Source organism: Accumulibacter sp. (assembly GCF_023806565.1).
GTDB lineage: Bacteria > Pseudomonadota > Gammaproteobacteria > Burkholderiales > Rhodocyclaceae > Accumulibacter.
The window spans coordinates 17,026-34,725 of record NZ_JAMTDV010000032.1; the positions used below are offsets into that span (position 1 = coordinate 17,026).

A 17,700-nucleotide genomic window follows, 5' to 3' on the forward strand; every position below is an offset into this window, starting at 1 on the left:
CCGATTCTCAGTTCGTCATCACCAGGCGAGTGCCGGCGAGACGGTCGTGCAGGAACTGGCGGTCGCGATCGAAGACGGCCCAGACGATGCCGGCACCGCCCAGGCCGATACTGGGCCAGCACAAGAGGTAGCGCAACAGCGCCTGTGCCGGGCGCAGCGGCAATCCATCACGCGTGACCAGCCGAATGCGCCACGTCTTCATGGCCAACGTTTGTCGGCCATCGCTCCAGAACCATAGGCAGTAGATCAGGAGGACAACGAAGCAGTGCGCCTGGACCAGGATCGGGGACGCCAGGCGATGCGCGAAAGCGCCCAGGAGGACGTGCGGCAGAACCAGCAACGCGGCCAGGACGCCCAGCAGCAGCAGGCACTCGTAAACCATGCTGGCCAGGCGCCGCACGATGCTCGGGCGCCTGGCCGCTCCTCCAGCCGGCATCAGCGCCTGGTTTCCGATTCGCCGGAAGACGTTGGGGGAGGCGCTGCGCTGGCTGGCGTCAGCGCTTCCGCAGCCGGCTGCGGGGCTGCGACCGGTGCTGGCTCCACCGTGCTCGTCCCTAGTGGCTTGGCGGTTGGAGCGGGTGCGCCGATCGGCGCCCAGCCCGGCTTGGGCAGTGGCTTGGTGGCAGCCTGCTGCTTCAGCCTCTCCTTCTCTGCTTCCGGCAGACTCGAGTATTCCTCCCACTTTTGCTTGAGTTCCTGCTTTTGCTCGAGCGGAAGCTTGTAGGTGGTCAGGAAATTTTCACGAGCCTGGCGTCGCTGCTCGGGTGTCAGCTTGGCCCACTCCTGCATCTGAACCTGGATTCGGCGCTGCTCCTCCGGCGTCAGGGTGGGGAACAGGCGAGTGATGCCGAGCCATTTCTTCTGCCGGTTATACTCCAGCGCGTCCCATTGGTCAGCGAGCGGCGCGAGGATGACCCGCTGGTCGACCGTCAGCTCGGTCCATTGCGGCTGTGGCGGCGTGACGATGGCCGACGGGCTGGGCATTTCTGCCCAGGCCATCGAAGCAATCAGGCTGGCAAGGGCTATTGCGACGCGGAGCTTTTGAGCCATGCTTCAAAGCCCCTGTCGGTGAACGCGGCGATTGGCAGATCGTCGGAGAGCAGCGCGCTGTCGATGGCTTCTATTTCGCTGATGCTCTGGTCTGCATACCAGTAGGTGTAGCTGGCGATCCCGAAGACAACTGCGAGCGCCAGCAATACCTGCCGGAAATCGAGGTTCTCGATCTGATGCTGAACGAAACTTCCTGCACCCGCCAGGACCGACTGGTGTACGGTGACCTTCTGTCTGGCAAGGGCTCGCTGTCTGGCGGCGGCCAGACGGTCGACGGTTCCCGCGGGCAGATCGTGCAGCCCGCGGTTGAGGTGCTGCCTGATCTTGTAGACAAAGTGCAGTTCGTTCATAGCGTGATTCCTCTTGCTTTCAGTGCTGCCGCCAGCGTGTGATTGGCACGCGAGCAATGCGTCTTGACGCTGCCCTCCGAGCAACCCATGGCCGACGCCGTCTCGGCGACGTCCATGTCTTCCCAGTAACGCAGCAGGAAGGCTTCGCGTTGACGCGCTGGCAGCAATTCGATCTCTTGCTCAATTATCGCAAGGACTTGCGTCTGTTCGAGTCGGCCTTCCGGGGTTTGCGGACTGTGCGACCCTGCTTCGCCGCTGAAAGTTTCGAGTGGATCGTGATCCTCGTCGTCATCGGGCGAAAGTGCCGAGAGGAGGGTGGTCCACAGTGAGCGCACCTTGCTGCGTCGATAGTAATCGCGGATCGTGTTCTGCAGAATGCGCTGGAAGAGCATCGGCAGTTCGGTCGAGGGACGGTCGCCATACTTTTCGGCGAGCTTCATCATCGCGTCCTGGACGATGTCGAGCGCCGACTCCTCGTTGCGCACGGCAAACATTGCCTGCTTGAAGGCCCGACGTTCGCTTGCCGTGAGGAAATCCGAAAGTTCGCGTTGGCTGGCCAGAGCGAGAATCCTTGCTGATGTCGAGTTGGAATCTGTTTGTGCCGGCGCAGCTTGCTGCGAATGCCTTGACCAATCGAGGCCAAAGCTTTAACGTTGCAGACTTTTTTCGAGCAATTTGCTTGCTGGGGCGACGGCAATGACAATGATGACCGGTGCGGAGATTGTAATCAGGTGCCTGCAGGAAGAAAAGGTCGAATATGTATTCGGCTATCCGGGTGGGTCGGTGCTTCACATCTATGATGCGCTGTTCAAGCAGGACCAGATCAAGCATGTTCTGGTTCGCCACGAACAGGCCGCAGTGCACGCGGCCGACGGTCTCGCACGTTCGTCGAACAAAGTCGGCGTTGCGCTGGTGACTTCCGGCCCGGGCGCGACCAATGCGGTAACCGGAATTGCCACTGCTTACATGGATTCGGTACCGCTGGTGGTGATCTCGGGACAGGTGCCGAACGCCTACATCGGGCAGGACGCTTTTCAGGAATGCGATACCGTCGGAATTACGCGGCCCTGCGTGAAGCACAACTTCCTGGTCAGCGACGTGCACCAGTTGGCATTGACCTTCAAGAAGGCGTTCTACATTGCTCACAGCGGTCGTCCCGGTCCGGTGGTGATCGACATTCCCAAGGACGTGACCGCTGCCAAGTGCAAGTTCGAGTATCCGGAAACGATCCAGATGCGTTCCTATAACCCGGTGATCAAGGGACATCTGGGGCAGATCAAGAAGGCCGTACATCTCTTGCTCGAGGCGAAGCGACCGATGATCTACACCGGCGGTGGGGTCATTCTTGCGAACGGTTCCGAACAATTGACGAGGCTTGTTCGTCGGCTCGGCTTTCCGATCACCAATACCCTGATGGGACTTGGCGCCTACCCGGGTACCGATCCGCAGTTCCTCGGCATGCCCGGGATGCACGGCACGGTCGAGGCCAACCTGGCAATGCAGCACTGCGACGTGCTGCTCGCCATCGGCGCGCGTTTCGACGACCGGGTGATCGGCAATCCGGAGAACTTTTCTTCGCTCCCGCGCAAGATCATTCACGTGGATATCGATCCCTCGTCGATCTCCAAGCGTGTCAAGGTCGATGTCCCGATCGTCGGAAACGTTCCCGACGTGCTCGAGGAAATGTTGCGACTGCTCGATGCCGGCAATACCGGCCCCGATCCCGCGGTACTCTCGGGCTGGTGGAAGGAAATCGACGAGTGGCGCGCCAAACAGTGCATGAAGTACCGCATGCGGAAGAGCGTGATCATGCCGCAATACGTCATGGAGAAGCTGTACGAGGTGACCGGGGGCCAGGCAATCGTCACTTCCGACGTCGGTCAGCATCAGATGTGGGCGGCGCAGTACTACAAGTTCGACCAGCCACGTCGCTGGCTCAACTCGGGCGGCCTGGGAACCATGGGGGTCGGCTTGCCCTACGCCATGGGTGCGGCCCTGCAGAACCCTGGGATGCCGATCGTCTGCGTTACCGGCGAGGGTTCGATCCAGATGTGCATCCAGGAGCTGTCCACCGCCAAACAGTTCCGTCTGCCGATCAAGATCATCAACCTCAACAACCGTTATCTCGGTATGGTCCGGCAGTGGCAGGAAATGTTCTATGGCAGCCGCTATTCGGAGTCGTACATGGATTCGCTGCCCGACTTCGTCAAGTTGGCGGAAGCCTACGGTCACGTCGGCATCCGTGTAGACCGCCCGGAAGACGTCGAGGCGGCACTGCACAGGGCGTTTGTCGAACACAAGGACGATCTCGTATTCATGGATTTCATCACCGATCAGAAGGCAAACGTCTTTCCGATGGTGGCCGCCGGCAAGGGACTGGCCGACATGATCCTGACTGAAGACCTGTAGGGGAAGGGCACGATGCGACACATTATTTCCGTCCTGCTGGAGAACGAAGCCGGCGCGTTGTCTCGGGTGGCTGGCCTGTTTTCGGCGCGCGCGTACAATATCGAGACATTGACCGTCGCTCCGACCGAGGATGTCTCGCTTTCGCGGCTGACCATCGTCACTTCCGGTACCGACGCAGTCATCGAACAGATCACCAAGCAGCTGAACAAGCTGATCGACGTGATCAAGGTCGTCGATCTCTCCGAAGCAGCCCATATCGAGCGCGAACTGATGCTGATCAAGGTGCGCGCAACCGGCAAGGACCGCGAGGAGCTGAAGCGTCTGGCCGACATCTTCCGTGGCCACATCATCGACGTCACCGAATCGACCTACGTCGTCGAGCTCACGGCGAGCGGCGCGAAGCTCGACTCGTTCATCCAGGCGATCGACGCCGGACTGATCCTCGAAACCGTGCGCACTGGCGTCTGTGGCATCGGCCGGGGCGAACGCATTCTAAAAGTCTAATCAGACCGAACCGCAATAAAGGAAATCGCATGAAAGTGTATTACGACAAGGACGCCGACCTCTCGCTGATCAAGGGCAAGAAAGTCACCATCGTCGGCTACGGATCCCAGGGCCACGCGCACGCGCAGAATCTGAGCGATTCGGGTGTCAAGGTGACGGTTGGTCTGCGCAAGGGTGGCGCTTCCTGGAGCAAGGCCGAGAGCGCTGGCCTGAAGGTGGAGGAGGTTGCCCGGGCGGTCCGCGGTGCTGATGTCGTGATGATGCTGCTGCCAGACGAAAACATTCCGCAGGTGTACAAGGACGACGTGGCTCCGAACATGAAGAAGGGCGCGACGTTGGCCTTTGCCCACGGTTTCAACGTCCATTACAACCAGGTGGTGCCGCGTGACGACGTCGATGTGATCATGGTCGCGCCGAAGGGCCCAGGGCACACCGTCCGCTCCGAGTACCTCAAGGGCGGCGGCGTGCCGTCGCTGATCGCTGTTTACCAGGATCGTTCCGGCAAGGCCCGGGACATCGCGCTTTCCTACGCGGCTGCCAACGGTGGGACGAAGGGCGGGGTGATCGAGACCAACTTCCGCGAGGAGACCGAAACCGACCTGTTCGGCGAGCAGACGGTGCTCTGCGGTGGCGTGGTCGAACTTGCCAAGATGGGCTTCGAAACCTTGGTCGAGGCGGGCTACGCACCGGAAATGGCGTATTTCGAGTGTCTGCACGAACTCAAGCTGATCGTCGACCTGATGTACGAGGGCGGCATCGCGAACATGAACTACTCGATTTCCAACAACGCCGAGTATGGCGAGTATGTCACCGGCCCCGAGGTGATCAACGAGACTTCGCGCGCCGCGATGCGCGCAGCGCTCAAGCGCATCCAGAGTGGTGACTACGCCAAGATGTTCATTCTCGAAGGACGCAGCAACTATCCGGCGATGACTGCCCGCCGACGGCTGATTGCCCAGCACGAGATCGAAACAGTCGGCGCCAGACTGCGCGACATGATGCCCTGGATCAAGAAGAACCGGCTCGTCGATCAGAGCAAGAACTGATCGATTGGGTGGCCCCTCCTGGCGGCCGGCAGGCTCTGGTCTGCCGGCCAGTTGTTTCGTGCGCACCCGGCATTTCACCAGCCGTCCGCCAACAGAATAGTTTTCCCCACGACAATTGCTCCCCATCGATCGGCGCCTGCTGCAACCAGCGCATGCCATGGCACAGCCTGAGCCCGATCCAGATCGATAACGCAATGCCCGAACTCAAGCCTCGCAAGACCCTGTTCAACCCCGAACTGCGGCGTCGCGGCATTTACGTTCTCCCCAACCTGTTTACCACTGCGGCCTTGTTCTGCGGATTCTTTGCCATCGTCCAGGCGATGATGGGCAGTTTCGAGCAGGCGGCGGTGGCGATCTTCGTCGCCATGCTCCTGGATGGCCTCGACGGGAGGGTGGCACGCATGACGCGCACGCAAAGCGCGTTCGGCGCCGAGTACGATTCGCTCTCCGACATGGTCTCGTTCGGCGTTGCCCCGGCTCTGGTTACCTACGCTTGGGCGCTCAAGGACATGGGGCGTCTCGGCTGGATTGCGGCGTTCATCTATTGCGTGGGGGCGGCGCTGCGCCTGGCGCGCTTCAACGCGACGCTGGAAGTGATCGACCGACGATATTTCCAGGGCCTGCCCAGCCCGGCCGCCGCGGCACTGGTCACTGCTTTCCTCTGGGTGATGATCGACAAGAACATTGCGGCCACCGATGTGCGCTGGTTCGTCTGCGGTCTGGTGATCTTTGCCGGCATTTCGATGGTGTCGAGCATCCGCTTCTACAGTTTCAAGGACGTCAACCTGCGGCGCAGCGTGCCTTTCATTTTCGTCGTTGCCATAGCGATCGGTTTCGCCGTGCTCTCCTACGATACGCCGGTTGCCCTGTGCGGGCTGTTCGTGGCCTATAGCCTCTCCGGGTACGCGCTGGCGCTGATGCAGATGGTCAGGCGCAAGCCGCCATCGAGGCCGCCCGTCGTCTAGCCGGACGCCGGCGATTTGACCATAGGCCCATTTCCGGAGTCGGAACATGAAAGAACATCTGGTGGTTTTTGACACGACCTTGCGCGATGGCGAACAGAGCCCCGGCGCCTCGATGACCAAGGAAGAAAAGCTGCGTGTCGCGCGTCAGCTCGAGCGCATGCGGGTCGACGTCATCGAGGCAGGTTTCGCTGCGGCGTCCCCCGGAGATTTCGATGCCATCCATTCGATCGCGAGGGTGATCAAGGAATCGACGGTCTGCTCGCTCGCTCGATCCAACGAGGACGACATTCGTCGTGCCGGCGAGGCGATCGGACCGGCCGCACGCGGCCGGATTCATACGTTCATCGCCACCAGTCCGATCCACATGGAGAAAAAACTACGCATGACGCCGGATCAGGTGGTCGAGTCGGCAGTGCGGGCGGTACGCTATGCCCGCGAATACACGGACGATGTCGAGTTCTCGGCAGAGGACGCGGTGCGCTCGGAAGTCGATTTTCTCTGTCGCGTTTTCGCGGCCGTGATCGAGGCGGGGGCCACGACAATCAACGTTCCCGACACCGTCGGCTACAGCATTCCCGCCGTCTGGGGCGAACTGATGCGCACACTCATCGCACGCGTACCGGGTGCCGAGCGAGTCGTCTGGTCGACCCATTGCCATAACGATCTCGGGATGGCGGTGGCCAATTCTCTTTCGGCCGTGCTTGCTGGCGCCCGCCAGGTCGAATGTACGATCAACGGCCTCGGCGAGCGGGCCGGCAACGCGTCGCTCGAAGAGGTGGTGATGGCGGTCAGGACGCGCGCTGACCTGTTTCCGGTCGAGACGCGCATCGACACGACGCAGATCGTTCCCGCCTCCAAGCTCGTTTCGCAGATCACCGGCTACCCGGTGCAACCGAACAAGGCAGTGGTCGGCGCCAATGCCTTTGCACATGAATCCGGCATTCACCAGGACGGAGTGCTCAAGCATCGCGAAACTTACGAGATCATGCGCGCGGAAGACGTTGGCTGGGCGCAGAACAAGCTGGTGCTCGGCAAGCACTCGGGACGCAATGCGTTCAAGTCTCGCCTGCTGGCGCTGGGCATCGTGCTCGACGGTGAAGAGGCGTTGAACGCGGCATTCGCCCGCTTCAAGGAACTGGCCGACAAGAAGCACGAGATCTTCGACGAAGACCTGCAGGCGCTCGTATCGGACGAGGAAGCCGCGCCGGAAGGCGAGCACTACAAGCTGGTCTACTCGCACGTTTGCTCGGAAACCGGCGAAACGCCCGCAGCAGATGTCACGCTGACGGTGGGTGGTGCCGAACGAAAGGGCGCGGGCGTCGGCAGCGGTCCGGTCGATGCGACATTCAAGGCCATCGAGTCGATTGCGGCGAGCGGCGCACAGTTGTTGCTTTATTCGGTCAATGCGATCACCACCGGCACCGATGCGCAAGGCGAGGTGACCGTACGTCTGGCGAAAGAGGGCCGCATCGTCAACGGCAACGGCGCTGATACCGACATCGTCATCGCTTCCGCAAGAGCCTACTTGAACGCGCTGAACAAGCTGCAGTTCCCCGATCGCCTGGATCCCCAGGGCGACGTCTGAGGCCTGGCCGGAGAGAAGTCCGCCGCTTGCCCTAGCGCGCGCAAGGGCGGGTCAGGCGGGCGTAGGCGACGGTGGCGCAGAAGAAGATCAGCGAGAGCCCGGTTTCGGCGATTGCCAGCCACTGCCCCCTGCCCTGATCGGTGGTCGCGCGCACGATGCCTTCGCTGAAATAGAGCAGGATCAGCATCGCTGCCCACTGATACGAGTAACGCCGGCCATGCAGGATGCCGAACAGTGGCGCGAGCAACGGCAGGGCTTTCAGCGCCAGCCAGGAACCGCCCGGATGAACCGGCGCCAGACGCAGCTCCCAGGCAAGACACAGGAAGATCAGCGCGATCAGGCTGCTGCACGCTGCCAGATACAGGCAGCGGATCATCGTGCGGCGAGTTTCAAGGCGATGGTGGCGAGTCTGCGTCCCTGCGCCAAGGCGAGTTCGCGTTCTTCGTCGCTGAGCGTCGGGTTGCCCTCCGCTCCGGCAAGATGGCTGGCGCCATAGGGTGTTCCCCCACTGCGGGTGGACGACAGCGTGCGTTCGGTAAAGGGCAGGCCGACCAGCAGCATTCCGTGATGCAGCAGTGGCAGCATCATCGAGAGCAGGGTGCTTTCCTGCCCGCCGTGGGCGCTGGCCGTCGAGGTGAATACGCAGGCGGGCTTGCCGGCCAGGGTTCCGGCAGTCCATTGTGCCGCAGTGCTGTCCCAGAAGTACTTCATGGGTGCCGCCATGTTGCCGAAGCGGGTCGGGCTACCGAGCGCCAGGCCAATGCATTGCGCCAGATCGGTCTCCTCGACGTAGGGGGCTCCGGCAGCGGGTACTGGCGGTTCGCTCGCGGCGCAGACGGCGGAAACCCTCGGCACGGTCCGCAGACGAGCCGTCGCGCCGGCAACGGAGTCGATGCCGCGGGCAATTTGCCGGGCGAGCGCCCGTACCGATCCTCGATGGCTATAGTAGAGAACAAGAATCTCGGACATCGGCATATTATATCCATCTTATGTTTGCCCCACCTTTCCCCTGCCGCCGTTTCCTGATGCGCGTCTCGCGTCGCTTCGTCGAGGAGAATTTCGATCAGATCAGCGCCAGCCTTGCCTTCACCACGCTGCTGTCACTGGTTCCTCTCGTCGCCGTCGTCCTCAGCCTGGTGGCGGTGGTGCCGTTCTTCCCGCGCATGGTTCAGCAGCTCGAGCTGTTTCTGGCACGCAGCCTGCTGCCGGAGCGGGGAGCGGAAATGATCATCGAGTACGTGCTCGAATTTTCGCGCAATGCGGCCAACGTCACCGCCGTCGGTTCCCTGGCTTTGGTGGCAACGGTTCTGATGCTGTTGCTGACGATCGAGCGGGCCTTCAATCACGTTTGGCTGGTACGCGAAAAGCGCCCTTGGTGGCAACGCCTGCGCTTGTTTGCAACGTTGATCGCCCTGTGGCCAGTGGTGATCGGCGGCGTGCTGCTGGCCACGTCCTACGCCGTCAGCACCTCACTGGGAGTGCTCGACGAACTGCCCTGGGTCCGTCGATTGATGCTGAAGGCGCTTGGACTGATGGTTGCGGGCCTCTTTCTCGGTGGGCTCTATCATTCGCTGCCGAATACCCGGGTAGCGGCGAGCGATGCCGCTTGGGCCGGTCTCGTTGCCGCGCTCGGCTTCGCGCTGATGCAGCGGGGTTTCGAGTTCTACCTGTCGAACTTTCCCTCCTACACGGCGGTCTACGGGGCTTTTGCGACGGTGCCGATCTTTCTCCTCTGGCTCTACCTGTCGTGGGCGGTGGTGTTGTTCGGCGCGCTGGTCGCGGCGACCCTGCCCGAATTCAGAACTGCCGGTGGCGGCAGGTCACCGCGCTAGAACGGATTCGGATCCGGCTCGATCGACAGGATTTCGACGCTGCCGGTCTGCTCATCGACGCAGGTGCTGTTGACTTCGCGCACCACGACATTCTCGCCGTCGATCACCAGCAGCAATCTCTTGCGATCCTTCGGCAAGGCGTCCGCGGCGACGACCAGCGACTGACCCGAACGCAGCTTGGGAATCTCCGGAAGGATGAGCACCCGCAAGTGCTCGGTGCCGGAAGTGGCGGAGGGCTGTGCGAGAATGGCCGGAACGGCCTTGGGCGCGAGAATCTGCAGGCCGAGTTCGAGGTGCTCGGGGTTTTCCGAAACCGCCCAGCGGACCAAGCAGATTTGCCAGTTCTGTTCGGCGCCAGTACGGACCGCGGCAACATCGCCGACCGACAGCGCGACGGTCTCGCCGGAAACGTGCATCACTGCGTAGCCGTCCGGACTTTCGTTGGTGATCATCCAGTCAGACAGCTCGACCTGCGCCGATTCGCCGTTCTTGCTGAGTTCCCAAAGACCGTCGATCCCAGCGCCGAGAATCATCCGCTGGCTTTGTCGACGGCGAAGAAAGCGTCGTTTTCCCGGATCACCCCAGCGCGCGGCCAGACGCCCGAGCACGCCACGTCCTGCCGAAGTCCCTGCAAAGTCCGGCAGCTTCAGCGCCGTCGGTGAAATGCCGGCATCGAGCTGTGCCATCTGAGCCTTGAGGAGCAGGCAAAGGCGCAGGCAGGAGAAACAGTCCAGCGGCGTTGCCGGTCGCGCCGCCTTGTGCAGCGACGACAGGGCAGGCAGGTCGCGCGCCGGATCGATCAGGAAGGTTCCAGGATCAGCGGTCGGGGCAGGAGGAAGCAGTTCGATCTGGTCGGCAAAGTGTTCGAAGTAGGTGGCGAGGAAAAGCACCTCACGCGGCGTCAAGGAAGCCGGCTGGGCGCAGCCGAGCAGGATCGCCGAATGGTAGACCTCGCGCAGGCTGCGTGCCCTGCCTTTCGGAACTGCCAGGTGTACGTGCAGGCGCCGTGCGGTCACGTAGGTCTCGTGCAAGCGCTGCCACGTTCCAGCGGGGGCTGGCGAGGCGATCAGATGACAGATCATCAACTGCTGCGCGAGGACGTGCACGCTTTGCCAAAGCGTGGACTCCAGAGACGGATGGGCAGTCGGGCCTTCCTGCAGCGTTGCCAGGAGATCGTCGGCAAGCATCTGCAGCAGATCGAGAGTGCTTTCGACGACTCGCCTTGTCCTGTAGGGCACGGGCAAGGTCAGGTCACCGAGCAAGGTTGGCAGCATGCTGGAGACGGCCGCCACGCACCGCGTGTACAGGCCGTCGAGGGCGCGTGCGCGCTGCGGGGGGGTAGCCGCGGTCTCGTGCAGAGCCGTCATTTGCGACCGCAGCGACGTGATTTCTGCGACCGGCTGCTGGGCGATCGGCGACTCCAGCCACTGCAGAATGCCTTGCATTCCCGATTGCGGCGCAACGTCCCGATCCATGCCAGCAGCGTTGAAAGCGGTCTCGGTCATCAAGTCATTTGCCAATGGGTTTGCGTCGTGACGCTGCCGGCTTCAGCCGTATCCGGCTGGCAACAGCACACCGCAGTTGTGGTCCGAACGCCAGTCCCCCGATCAGCGCGTCACGTGACCACTGCACTGGCGGGGATTATACGCGCCGCCGAATAGGTGGAATGGCCGCCCGTTTTTTGCCCAAGGCCGGCCGCAGCCCGAACAGCCACGTCCACTGCTTGCCGCGTCGTGCGGGCGTATCGTTCCCGGTGCTTTCTTGGTACAATTCTACCCTTTTTCTGGATTCGGAAGAGACTGACATGGTGGTTATTCGCCTGGCCCGTGGCGGCGCCAAGAAGCGCCCTTTCTACAACATGGTCGTGGCCGACTCGCGTGCTCGCCGCGACGGTCGTTTCATCGAGCGCATCGGTTTCTACAATCCGCAGGCTGCCGGTGGCGAGCAGGGTTTGCGGATTGCCGCGGATCGCCTCAGCTACTGGCAGCAACAGGGTGCACAGACCTCGCCGACGGTTGCTCGTCTGATCAAGCAGTCCGCCAAGGCGGCCGCCTAGCCGTTGTCCGTAGCTTCCTTGCCGGCGGCTACAGAGCTCGTTCCGCCCACCGACATCATCGTTCTCGGCAGGATCGGAGCCGCTTGCGGGCTGCTCGGCGAGGTGCGCGTCTATCCGTATGCCGACGATCCACGCGGCTGGTCGCGCTTGTCGCACTGGTGGATCGGTCGGGACGGCGATGCTCCCGATCAGTGGCAGCGGACGAAACTGATCCGCTGTCGGTTGCGCAACGGGTCGCTGATTGCACAACTGGCTTGTGCGGCTGACCGGAACGCGGCGGAAGCGATGCGCGGTGCCCTGGTGGGCGCCCCACGCGCCGCCTTGCCGGCGACGGCTGCCGACGAATATTACTGGGCCGATCTCGTCGGTCTCGATGTGGTCAATACGCATGGGCAAGCCTTGGGTCGGATTCTCGGCTTGCTGGAAACACCTGCCAACACGGTCTTGCGAGTGGGCGAAGGAGGGGAGGAGCGTCTGCTGCCCTTCGTGGCAGCGGTGGTGCTCGATGTCGATTTGCCGGGACGAGTGGTGCGGGTCGAATGGGAAGCGGACTGGTGACCGTGGCAGCGAGCGGGACACCGCTGGCGCAGCCATTTGTTGCCGATGTCGTGACCCTGTTCCCGGAGATGTTTGCTGCGCTCACGCAGTCGGGGGTTACCCGTCGGGCACTGGAGTCCGGGCTGTGGAGTCTGCAGTTGTGGAATCCGCGAGATTTCACTTCGGACCGCCACCGCAGCGTCGATGATCGACCCTACGGCGGTGGTCCGGGAATGGTGATGTTGTCGGCGCCGCTGGAAGCTGCCATCGACGCGGCACGGGCAAGGCAGCGGGCGAGCGGGGCGACGGCCAGTCGCGTCATCTGCCTGTCGCCACAAGGTTCGTTGCTGACCCATGCGCGCGTGTTGCAGTTGGCGCAGGCAGAGGAAGCCGTGGTGCTGGTCTGCGGGCGTTATGAAGGAATCGACGAGCGGCTCATCGGGCGCTGCGTCGACGAAGAAGTGTCCATCGGTGATTTTGTTCTTTCGGGGGGAGAAATCCCGGCGATGGCGTTGCTCGATGCAGTCGTCAGGCAACTGCCAGGCGTGCTGAACGACGCCGAGTCGGCACAACAGGATTCGTTTGTCGCGGGCCTGCTGGATTGCCCGCACTATACGCGGCCGGAGGAGTATGCCGGGCTGCGGGTACCGGAGGTGTTGCTGTCCGGTCACCACGAGGAAATACGGCGCTGGCGCCTGCAACAGGCGCTCGGCCGGACTTGGCAGCGACGTCCCGAGCTGTTGGCGGGGCGCTCGTTATCGATAACGGAAACGCAACTCCTGATGCAGTTTCAGGAGCAATGCGGTCAGGACAACAAAGCGTGATACACATGCATGGAGTATTCATAAAATGAATCTGATCGAGCAACTTGAGCAAGAAGAAATCGCCCGTCTGGGCAAGGTCATCCCGCCGTTTGCGCCGGGTGATACGGTCGTCGTGCAGGTCAAGGTGAAGGAAGGTACACGCGAGCGCCTGCAGGCTTACGAAGGTGTGGTCATTGCGAAGCGCAATCGCGGACTCAACTCCAGCTTCATCGTGCGCAAGGTTTCGTCGGGCGAAGGCGTCGAGCGCACTTTCCAGACGTACTCGCCGCTGGTCGCGTCGATCGAAATCAAACGTCGTGGCGACGTGCGCCGCGCCAAGCTGTACTATCTGCGCGAGCGTTCGGGCAAGTCGGCGCGCATCAAGGAAAAGCTGGTACGCAAGCAGCGCTGAGCGCGAACGTTCCGGCAGCGGCAAGGAGCGGGGCGGGGTCGTCAGACGCCGCCCCGCTTTTCGTCGCAGGAAGGCTTTCAGCCGGTGGCAAGGCGCTTTTCGTTTTCGATCAGCGCATACGCCGAGTGATTGTGGATCGACTCAAAATTCTCCGACTCGATCACGTAGGCGTCGATCCGACGCTCGGCGTTGAGGCGCGCAGCGACGTCGCGCACCATGTCTTCGACGAACTTTGGGTTGTCGTAAGCCCGCTCGGTGACGTACTTCTCGTCCGGACGCTTGAGTAGCCCGTACAACTCGCACGAGGCCTGCGCTTCGATGATCTCGACCAGTTCCTCGATCCACAGGTGCTCGTTGATGCGCACGGTGACGGTGACCTGCGAGCGCTGGTTGTGCGCGCCGCGCTCGGATATCTCCTTGGAACATGGGCAGAGACTGGTGACCGGTACGGCGACCTTGATCGTGGAATCGATCACGCCGTGGCAAATCTCGCCGGTCAGCGTGACGTCGTAATCCATCAGACTCTGCACGCCCGATACCGGTGCCGACTTGTTGATGAAATACGGAAAGCTCATTTCGATATGGCCGGTTTCGGCCTCCAGCCGCAGCACCATCTCGCGCAGCATGGCAGGGAAATTCTCGACCGAAATTTCGCGTTCGTGGCTGTTGAGAATCTCCACGAACCGCGACATGTGGGTGCCCTTGAAGTTGTGCGGCAGACCAACGTACATGTTGAACAGGGCAATCGTGTGCTGCACGCCGCCGGACTTGTCGAGCACCTTGACCGGGTGACGGATCGCCTTGATTCCCACCTTGTTGATGGCGATCTGTCGGGTATCGGCCGAGCCCTGGACATCGGCCATCATCGCGGGGACTTGCGCGGTTTCGGGTGCGTTCATTGCTGCTCCTGGTGGATTGGGGACGGAGCCGGCTACTGGGCTGCCGCCGCGCCCTGACGCTCTCGTACCGCGCGCACTATGCCGTCGCGGTCGAGGCCGATTTCGGCCAGCAGCAGCGCCTGTTCGCCGTGCTCGATGAAGTGGTCGGGAATTCCGAGGCGCAACAGACTTGCCGGGCCTGCGGCCTCTTCGAGCACGCGTTCGACCTCGGAGCCGGCGCCACCGATCACCGCGTTCTCTTCGACGCTGACCAACAGCGAATGTTCCGCAGCCAGGGCGATGATCAATTCGCGGTCGATCGGCTTGACAAAGCGCATGTTGGCGACCGTGGCGTCGAGTTCATCAGCCGCGGCGAGTGCGGGCGACAGCATGCTGCCGAACGCCAGCAGCGCCACCCCCTTGCCGCGACGGCGGATTTCGCCCTTGCCGAGCGGCAGGCCGACGAGTTCCCGGTCGATGGTGACGCCCGTACCGCTGCCGCGCGGGTAGCGTACGGCGCTTGGACCGTCGAGGTGGTAGGCGGTAGTCAGCATCCTGCGACACTCGCTTTCGTCAGCAGGTGTCATCACCACCATGTTCGGAACGCAGGCCAGGAACGAGAGGTCGAAAGCGCCGTGGTGCGTGGGTCCGTCAGCCCCGACCAGTCCGCCACGATCGAGCGCGAAAACCACCGGCAGATTCTGCAGCGCCACGTCATGGATCAGTTGATCGTAACCGCGCTGCAGGAAGGTGGAGTAGATTGCCAGGACCGGGCGCAGTCCCTCGCAGGCCAGGCCAGCGGCGAAGGTGACGGCATGCTGTTCGGCGATCCCGACGTCGTAATAGCGATCCGGGTAGCACTGGCTGAAGCGCAGCAGTCCGGAACCCTCGCGCATCGCCGGAGTGATGCCGACCAGCCTGGCGTCTGCCGCTGCCATGTCGCACAGCCAGTCGCCGAAGACCTGTGTATAGGTGGGCTTGCCGCCGCTCGCGCCGCCGGCGATGCCGACGTCCGGCTGGAACTTCGAAACCCCATGGTAGAGAACGGGATCGACCTCGGCCAGCTTGTAACCCTGGCCCTTCTTGGTGATCACGTGCAGGAACTGGGGACCCTTGAGATTCTTCAGGTTCTGCAGAGTCGGGACGAGCGATTCGAGGTCGTGGCCGTCGATCGGGCCGATGTAGTTGAAGCCCATTTCCTCGAACAGGGTGCCCGGTGTCAGCATGCCCTTGACGTGCTCTTCGGCGCGCTTGGCGAACTCGCGTAGCGAAGGCGAAAAATCGAGAATCTTCTCGCCCGCCTTGCGCGCGGCGTTGAAGCTGTTGCCGGAAAAAAGCCGTGCCAGATAGCGGTTGAGGGCGCCCACCGCTGGCGAGATCGACATGTCATTGTCGTTGAGAACGACGAGCATGTCGGCGTCGGCGACACCTGCGTTGTTGAGCGCTTCGAAGGCCTGGCCGGCGGACATCGCGCCGTCGCCGATGATCGCCACGACCTTGCGGCTCTCGCCCCGCAGCTTGGCGGCCAGTGCCATGCCCAGCGCAGCGGAGATCGAGGTCGAGGAGTGGCCGACGCCGAAAGTATCGTACTGGCTCTCGCTGCGTTTCGGAAAGCCCGAAATGCCCCCGTGCATGCGCAGCCTCGCCATCCCGGCGCGGCGGCCGGTGAGGACCTTGTGCGGGTAGGTCTGATGGCCCACGTCCCACACCAGACGGTCGTGCGGCGTGTCGAAGACGTGATGCAGGGCGACGGTGAGTTCGACCGTGCCGAGGTTGGACGAGAGATGCCCGCCGGTCCGGGCGACCGACTCAAGCAGAAAGGCGCGCAACTCGTCAGCCAGTTGCAGCAGTTGCCGACGATCGAGCTTGCGCACCTGCGCCGGATCGCTGATCGTGTCGAGTAGAGGGTAACGAGTCATTGTCTGGTTCGGCAGATACCTGCGATGGCACGAAAAGTGAGGGCTAGAACTTGCGCCAGGTGATGAAATCGGTCAGTTCGACGAGACGTCGACAGCCGCCGCCGAAAACGGCGAGCGCACCGACCGCCTGCTCCCTGAGGTCGGCAGCAAACTCGCGTGCCCGTTCGAGTCCCATGACGCTGACGTAGGTCGGCTTGGTGGCGGCCGCATCCTTGCCGGCCGTCTTGCCCAGGGTCGCCGTGCTCGCCGTGCAGTCGAGGATGTCATCGACCACCTGGAAAAGCAGGCCGGCGCGCTTGGCAAAACGATCCAGCGATTCCCTCTCGGCGTCATCCAGCGCCTTGCCGCACAGGCCTCCGAGGAGGACGGCAGCACGCATCAGGGCTCCCGTCTTGAGTGCGTGCATCAATTCAAGTTCCGGCTGATTGAGCTGCTGGCCGACCGCTGCGAGGTCGATCGCCTGCCCACCGGCCATGCCGCAGGAGCCGCTGGCGCGCGCCAGGACGCGGATCATTTCGAGCTGCCGCCTGCCGTCGCCGAAATCATCCCGTGCCAGGAGCTCGAAAGCCAGCGACTGCAGACTGTCGCCAACCAGCAGGGCGGTTGCCTCGTCGTACTCGACATGGCAGGTCGGTCGTCCGCGTCGCAGGACGTCGTCATCCATGCAGGGGAGGTCGTCATGCACCAGCGAGTAGCTGTGTATCAGTTCCACGGCACTGGCGGCGACTTCCAGCCGTGCCGTCGAAGCCTCGGTCAATTCGCCGGCGGCAAACACGAGCAAGGGGCGAACCCGCTTGCCGCCGGCAAGGCTGGCGTAGCGCATGGCCTGGTGAAGACGGGCGGGAATCGCTTCGCCCGGCGGAAGGCTGCGAGCCAGCGCCGCTTCGACTCTTGTCTGAACGCTGCCCATCCAGTCCGGGAAGGACAGCAAGTGGGTTGCGGGGACAGTCATCGCGAATCTTCCCCGTTGGCGGCGAAATCACGCAGTGTGCCGCTTTCGAGCACCTGGATCTGGCGTTCGGCAGCGCCGAGTTGCTGCTGGCAGTGCTGCAACAGCTGGCTGCCGCGCCGGTATGCCGCCAATGATTCTTCCAGCGGCAGCCGGCCGCCCTCCATGTTCTGGACGATCTGCTCGAGTTCGGCGAGTGCCGCTTCGAACTTCAGTCCGCCGATGGCTGATTCCACCGCGTCGGGGCCTTTGGTGTCAACAGCTTGCTCGGGATTCGGTCGTGGCATGGGTAAGGATCAGCTCAAACCGATAAAAATAGCCCATTACCGGGCTTCGGGTCAAATGGAAAACATACCTTGGCGTATGTATCCGTGGTCCGCGCTGGCACCGCGCCGGCGGCTGCCC

General features: G+C 62.6%; 21 protein-coding genes. 10 read left to right on the forward strand and 11 right to left on the reverse strand.

The genetic code is table 11. From position 1 onward, the window contains the following. Nucleotides 1–7 precede the first annotated feature (7 nt). Genes NFV80_RS04215 through NFV80_RS04230 form a run of 4 tightly spaced genes read right to left on the reverse strand, consistent with a single transcriptional unit; the run spans nucleotide 8 to nucleotide 1,960 of the window. Nucleotides 8–436 (reverse strand): RDD family protein, encoded by a 429-nt coding sequence (locus NFV80_RS04215; RefSeq protein WP_295328809.1) that lies wholly within the window; start codon nucleotides 434–436, stop codon nucleotides 8–10. After that, complete coding sequence (locus NFV80_RS04220; protein WP_295328807.1) at nucleotides 436–1,050, reverse strand: DUF3106 domain-containing protein; 615 nt, start codon at nucleotides 1,048–1,050, stop codon at nucleotides 436–438. Before NFV80_RS04220 ends, NFV80_RS04215 begins: the two co-directional genes overlap by 1 nt. After that, nucleotides 1,023–1,400, reverse strand: coding sequence for a DUF3619 family protein (locus NFV80_RS04225; protein ID WP_295328804.1), 378 nt, complete (start codon nucleotides 1,398–1,400; stop codon nucleotides 1,023–1,025). The genes NFV80_RS04220 and NFV80_RS04225 overlap by 28 nt, the downstream gene beginning before the upstream one ends. Further along, nucleotides 1,397–1,960, reverse strand: a complete 564-nt coding sequence (locus tag NFV80_RS04230; protein ID WP_295328846.1) for an RNA polymerase sigma factor — start codon at nucleotides 1,958–1,960, stop codon at nucleotides 1,397–1,399. Before NFV80_RS04230 ends, NFV80_RS04225 begins: the two co-directional genes overlap by 4 nt. 136 nt (nucleotides 1,961–2,096) lie before the next feature. Between NFV80_RS04230 and ilvB the strand changes: the two genes are divergently transcribed. The 5 genes from ilvB (at nucleotide 2,097) to NFV80_RS04255 (ending at nucleotide 7,909) form a co-directional block, all read left to right on the forward strand. After that, nucleotides 2,097–3,809 (forward strand): biosynthetic-type acetolactate synthase large subunit, encoded by a 1,713-nt coding sequence (ilvB, locus tag NFV80_RS04235; RefSeq protein WP_295329393.1) that lies wholly within the window; start codon nucleotides 2,097–2,099, stop codon nucleotides 3,807–3,809. A 12-nt stretch (nucleotides 3,810–3,821) separates the two neighbouring features. Continuing rightward, nucleotides 3,822–4,313: an acetolactate synthase small subunit gene (gene ilvN / locus NFV80_RS04240; protein ID WP_034912374.1), complete on the forward strand. Its 492-nt coding sequence runs from the start codon at nucleotides 3,822–3,824 to the stop codon at nucleotides 4,311–4,313. 29 nt (nucleotides 4,314–4,342) lie between these two features. Continuing rightward, the gene (ilvC, locus tag NFV80_RS04245; protein ID WP_295329390.1) at nucleotides 4,343–5,359 is read left to right on the forward strand and encodes a ketol-acid reductoisomerase; all 1,017 of its coding nucleotides are present in this window, start codon (nucleotides 4,343–4,345) and stop codon (nucleotides 5,357–5,359) included. Nucleotides 5,360–5,553: 194 nt separating this feature from the next. After that, nucleotides 5,554–6,324, forward strand: a complete 771-nt coding sequence (pssA, locus tag NFV80_RS04250; RefSeq protein WP_295329388.1) for a CDP-diacylglycerol--serine O-phosphatidyltransferase — start codon at nucleotides 5,554–5,556, stop codon at nucleotides 6,322–6,324. 46 nt (nucleotides 6,325–6,370) lie between these two features. Beyond that, nucleotides 6,371–7,909 (forward strand): 2-isopropylmalate synthase, encoded by a 1,539-nt coding sequence (locus NFV80_RS04255; RefSeq protein WP_295329386.1) that lies wholly within the window; start codon nucleotides 6,371–6,373, stop codon nucleotides 7,907–7,909. 31 nt (nucleotides 7,910–7,940) lie between these two features. Here NFV80_RS04255 and NFV80_RS04260 read toward each other — a convergent pair whose 3' ends face one another. Both NFV80_RS04260 and wrbA read right to left on the reverse strand, forming a co-directional pair. After that, a complete protein-coding gene (locus tag NFV80_RS04260) occupies nucleotides 7,941–8,285 on the reverse strand; it encodes a DUF2069 domain-containing protein (protein WP_295329384.1) in 345 nt (114 codons plus the stop codon). Further along, nucleotides 8,282–8,878, reverse strand: coding sequence for an NAD(P)H:quinone oxidoreductase (gene wrbA / locus NFV80_RS04265; protein ID WP_295329382.1), 597 nt, complete (start codon nucleotides 8,876–8,878; stop codon nucleotides 8,282–8,284). Before wrbA ends, NFV80_RS04260 begins: the two co-directional genes overlap by 4 nt. 56 nt (nucleotides 8,879–8,934) lie before the next feature. On the opposite strand from wrbA, the gene NFV80_RS04270 reads away from it, so the two are divergent. After that, nucleotides 8,935–9,741, forward strand: coding sequence for a YihY family inner membrane protein (locus NFV80_RS04270; RefSeq protein ID WP_295329379.1), 807 nt, complete (start codon nucleotides 8,935–8,937; stop codon nucleotides 9,739–9,741). Here the strand turns inward: NFV80_RS04270 and NFV80_RS04275 are convergent. Next, nucleotides 9,738–11,246, reverse strand: coding sequence for a hypothetical protein (locus tag NFV80_RS04275; protein ID WP_295329377.1), 1,509 nt, complete (start codon nucleotides 11,244–11,246; stop codon nucleotides 9,738–9,740). The genes NFV80_RS04270 and NFV80_RS04275 overlap by 4 nt on opposite strands. Before the next feature lie 299 nt (nucleotides 11,247–11,545). Here NFV80_RS04275 and rpsP point away from each other — a divergent pair, with 299 nt between their 5' ends. Genes rpsP through rplS form a run of 4 tightly spaced genes read left to right on the forward strand, consistent with a single transcriptional unit; the run spans nucleotide 11,546 to nucleotide 13,549 of the window. Next, entirely contained in the window at nucleotides 11,546–11,797 is a 252-nt protein-coding gene (rpsP, locus tag NFV80_RS04280; protein WP_295329376.1) for a 30S ribosomal protein S16, read from the forward strand. Nucleotides 11,798–11,800: 3 nt separating this feature from the next. After that, the gene (rimM, locus tag NFV80_RS04285) at nucleotides 11,801–12,355 is read left to right on the forward strand and encodes a ribosome maturation factor RimM (RefSeq protein ID WP_366143406.1); all 555 of its coding nucleotides are present in this window, start codon (nucleotides 11,801–11,803) and stop codon (nucleotides 12,353–12,355) included. Next, nucleotides 12,337–13,158: a tRNA (guanosine(37)-N1)-methyltransferase TrmD gene (trmD, locus tag NFV80_RS04290; protein WP_295329374.1), complete on the forward strand. Its 822-nt coding sequence runs from the start codon at nucleotides 12,337–12,339 to the stop codon at nucleotides 13,156–13,158. The genes rimM and trmD overlap by 19 nt, the downstream gene beginning before the upstream one ends. 25 nt (nucleotides 13,159–13,183) lie before the next feature. Next, entirely contained in the window at nucleotides 13,184–13,549 is a 366-nt protein-coding gene (rplS, locus tag NFV80_RS04295) for a 50S ribosomal protein L19 (RefSeq protein WP_295329372.1), read from the forward strand. Nucleotides 13,550–13,626: 77 nt separating this feature from the next. On the opposite strand, the gene folE2 is transcribed toward rplS, so the two are convergent. From folE2 to NFV80_RS04315, 4 genes are read right to left on the reverse strand one after another with little or no spacing between them, the layout of a single operon-like run. Beyond that, the gene (gene folE2, locus NFV80_RS04300; RefSeq protein WP_295329370.1) at nucleotides 13,627–14,448 is read right to left on the reverse strand and encodes a GTP cyclohydrolase FolE2; all 822 of its coding nucleotides are present in this window, start codon (nucleotides 14,446–14,448) and stop codon (nucleotides 13,627–13,629) included. 32 nt (nucleotides 14,449–14,480) lie between these two features. After that, nucleotides 14,481–16,346, reverse strand: a complete 1,866-nt coding sequence (gene dxs, locus NFV80_RS04305; protein WP_296757970.1) for a 1-deoxy-D-xylulose-5-phosphate synthase — start codon at nucleotides 16,344–16,346, stop codon at nucleotides 14,481–14,483. Nucleotides 16,347–16,389: 43 nt separating this feature from the next. Beyond that, the gene (locus NFV80_RS04310) at nucleotides 16,390–17,298 is read right to left on the reverse strand and encodes a polyprenyl synthetase family protein (protein ID WP_295329365.1); all 909 of its coding nucleotides are present in this window, start codon (nucleotides 17,296–17,298) and stop codon (nucleotides 16,390–16,392) included. Continuing rightward, nucleotides 17,295–17,531: an exodeoxyribonuclease VII small subunit gene (locus NFV80_RS04315; protein WP_366143407.1), complete on the reverse strand. Its 237-nt coding sequence runs from the start codon at nucleotides 17,529–17,531 to the stop codon at nucleotides 17,295–17,297. Before NFV80_RS04315 ends, NFV80_RS04310 begins: the two co-directional genes overlap by 4 nt. Between the last annotated feature and the right edge of the window lie 169 nt (nucleotides 17,532–17,700).

Bases quoted from the DNA above. Each gene is read 5' to 3' on its own strand.
- NFV80_RS04215 (WP_295328809.1), bottom strand. From the start codon at position 436: ATGCCGGCTGGAGGAGCGGCCAGGCGCCCGAGCATCGTGCGGCGCCTG.
- NFV80_RS04220 (WP_295328807.1), bottom strand. From the start codon at position 1,050: ATGGCTCAAAAGCTCCGCGTCGCAATAGCCCTTGCCAGCCTGATTGCT.
- NFV80_RS04225 (WP_295328804.1), bottom strand. From the start codon at position 1,400: ATGAACGAACTGCACTTTGTCTACAAGATCAGGCAGCACCTCAACCGC.
- ilvB (WP_295329393.1), top strand. From the start codon at position 2,097: ATGACAATGATGACCGGTGCGGAGATTGTAATCAGGTGCCTGCAGGAA.
- ilvN (WP_034912374.1), top strand. From the start codon at position 3,822: ATGCGACACATTATTTCCGTCCTGCTGGAGAACGAAGCCGGCGCGTTG.
- ilvC (WP_295329390.1), top strand. From the start codon at position 4,343: ATGAAAGTGTATTACGACAAGGACGCCGACCTCTCGCTGATCAAGGGC.
- pssA (WP_295329388.1), top strand. From the start codon at position 5,554: ATGCCCGAACTCAAGCCTCGCAAGACCCTGTTCAACCCCGAACTGCGG.
- NFV80_RS04255 (WP_295329386.1), top strand. From the start codon at position 6,371: ATGAAAGAACATCTGGTGGTTTTTGACACGACCTTGCGCGATGGCGAA.
- NFV80_RS04260 (WP_295329384.1), bottom strand. From the start codon at position 8,285: ATGATCCGCTGCCTGTATCTGGCAGCGTGCAGCAGCCTGATCGCGCTG.
- wrbA (WP_295329382.1), bottom strand. From the start codon at position 8,878: ATGTCCGAGATTCTTGTTCTCTACTATAGCCATCGAGGATCGGTACGG.
- NFV80_RS04270 (WP_295329379.1), top strand. From the start codon at position 8,935: ATGCGCGTCTCGCGTCGCTTCGTCGAGGAGAATTTCGATCAGATCAGC.
- NFV80_RS04275 (WP_295329377.1), bottom strand. From the start codon at position 11,246: ATGACCGAGACCGCTTTCAACGCTGCTGGCATGGATCGGGACGTTGCG.
- rpsP (WP_295329376.1), top strand. From the start codon at position 11,546: ATGGTGGTTATTCGCCTGGCCCGTGGCGGCGCCAAGAAGCGCCCTTTC.
- trmD (WP_295329374.1), top strand. From the start codon at position 12,337: ATGGGAAGCGGACTGGTGACCGTGGCAGCGAGCGGGACACCGCTGGCG.
- rplS (WP_295329372.1), top strand. From the start codon at position 13,184: ATGAATCTGATCGAGCAACTTGAGCAAGAAGAAATCGCCCGTCTGGGC.
- folE2 (WP_295329370.1), bottom strand. From the start codon at position 14,448: ATGAACGCACCCGAAACCGCGCAAGTCCCCGCGATGATGGCCGATGTC.
- dxs (WP_296757970.1), bottom strand. From the start codon at position 16,346: ATGACTCGTTACCCTCTACTCGACACGATCAGCGATCCGGCGCAGGTG.
- NFV80_RS04310 (WP_295329365.1), bottom strand. From the start codon at position 17,298: ATGACTGTCCCCGCAACCCACTTGCTGTCCTTCCCGGACTGGATGGGC.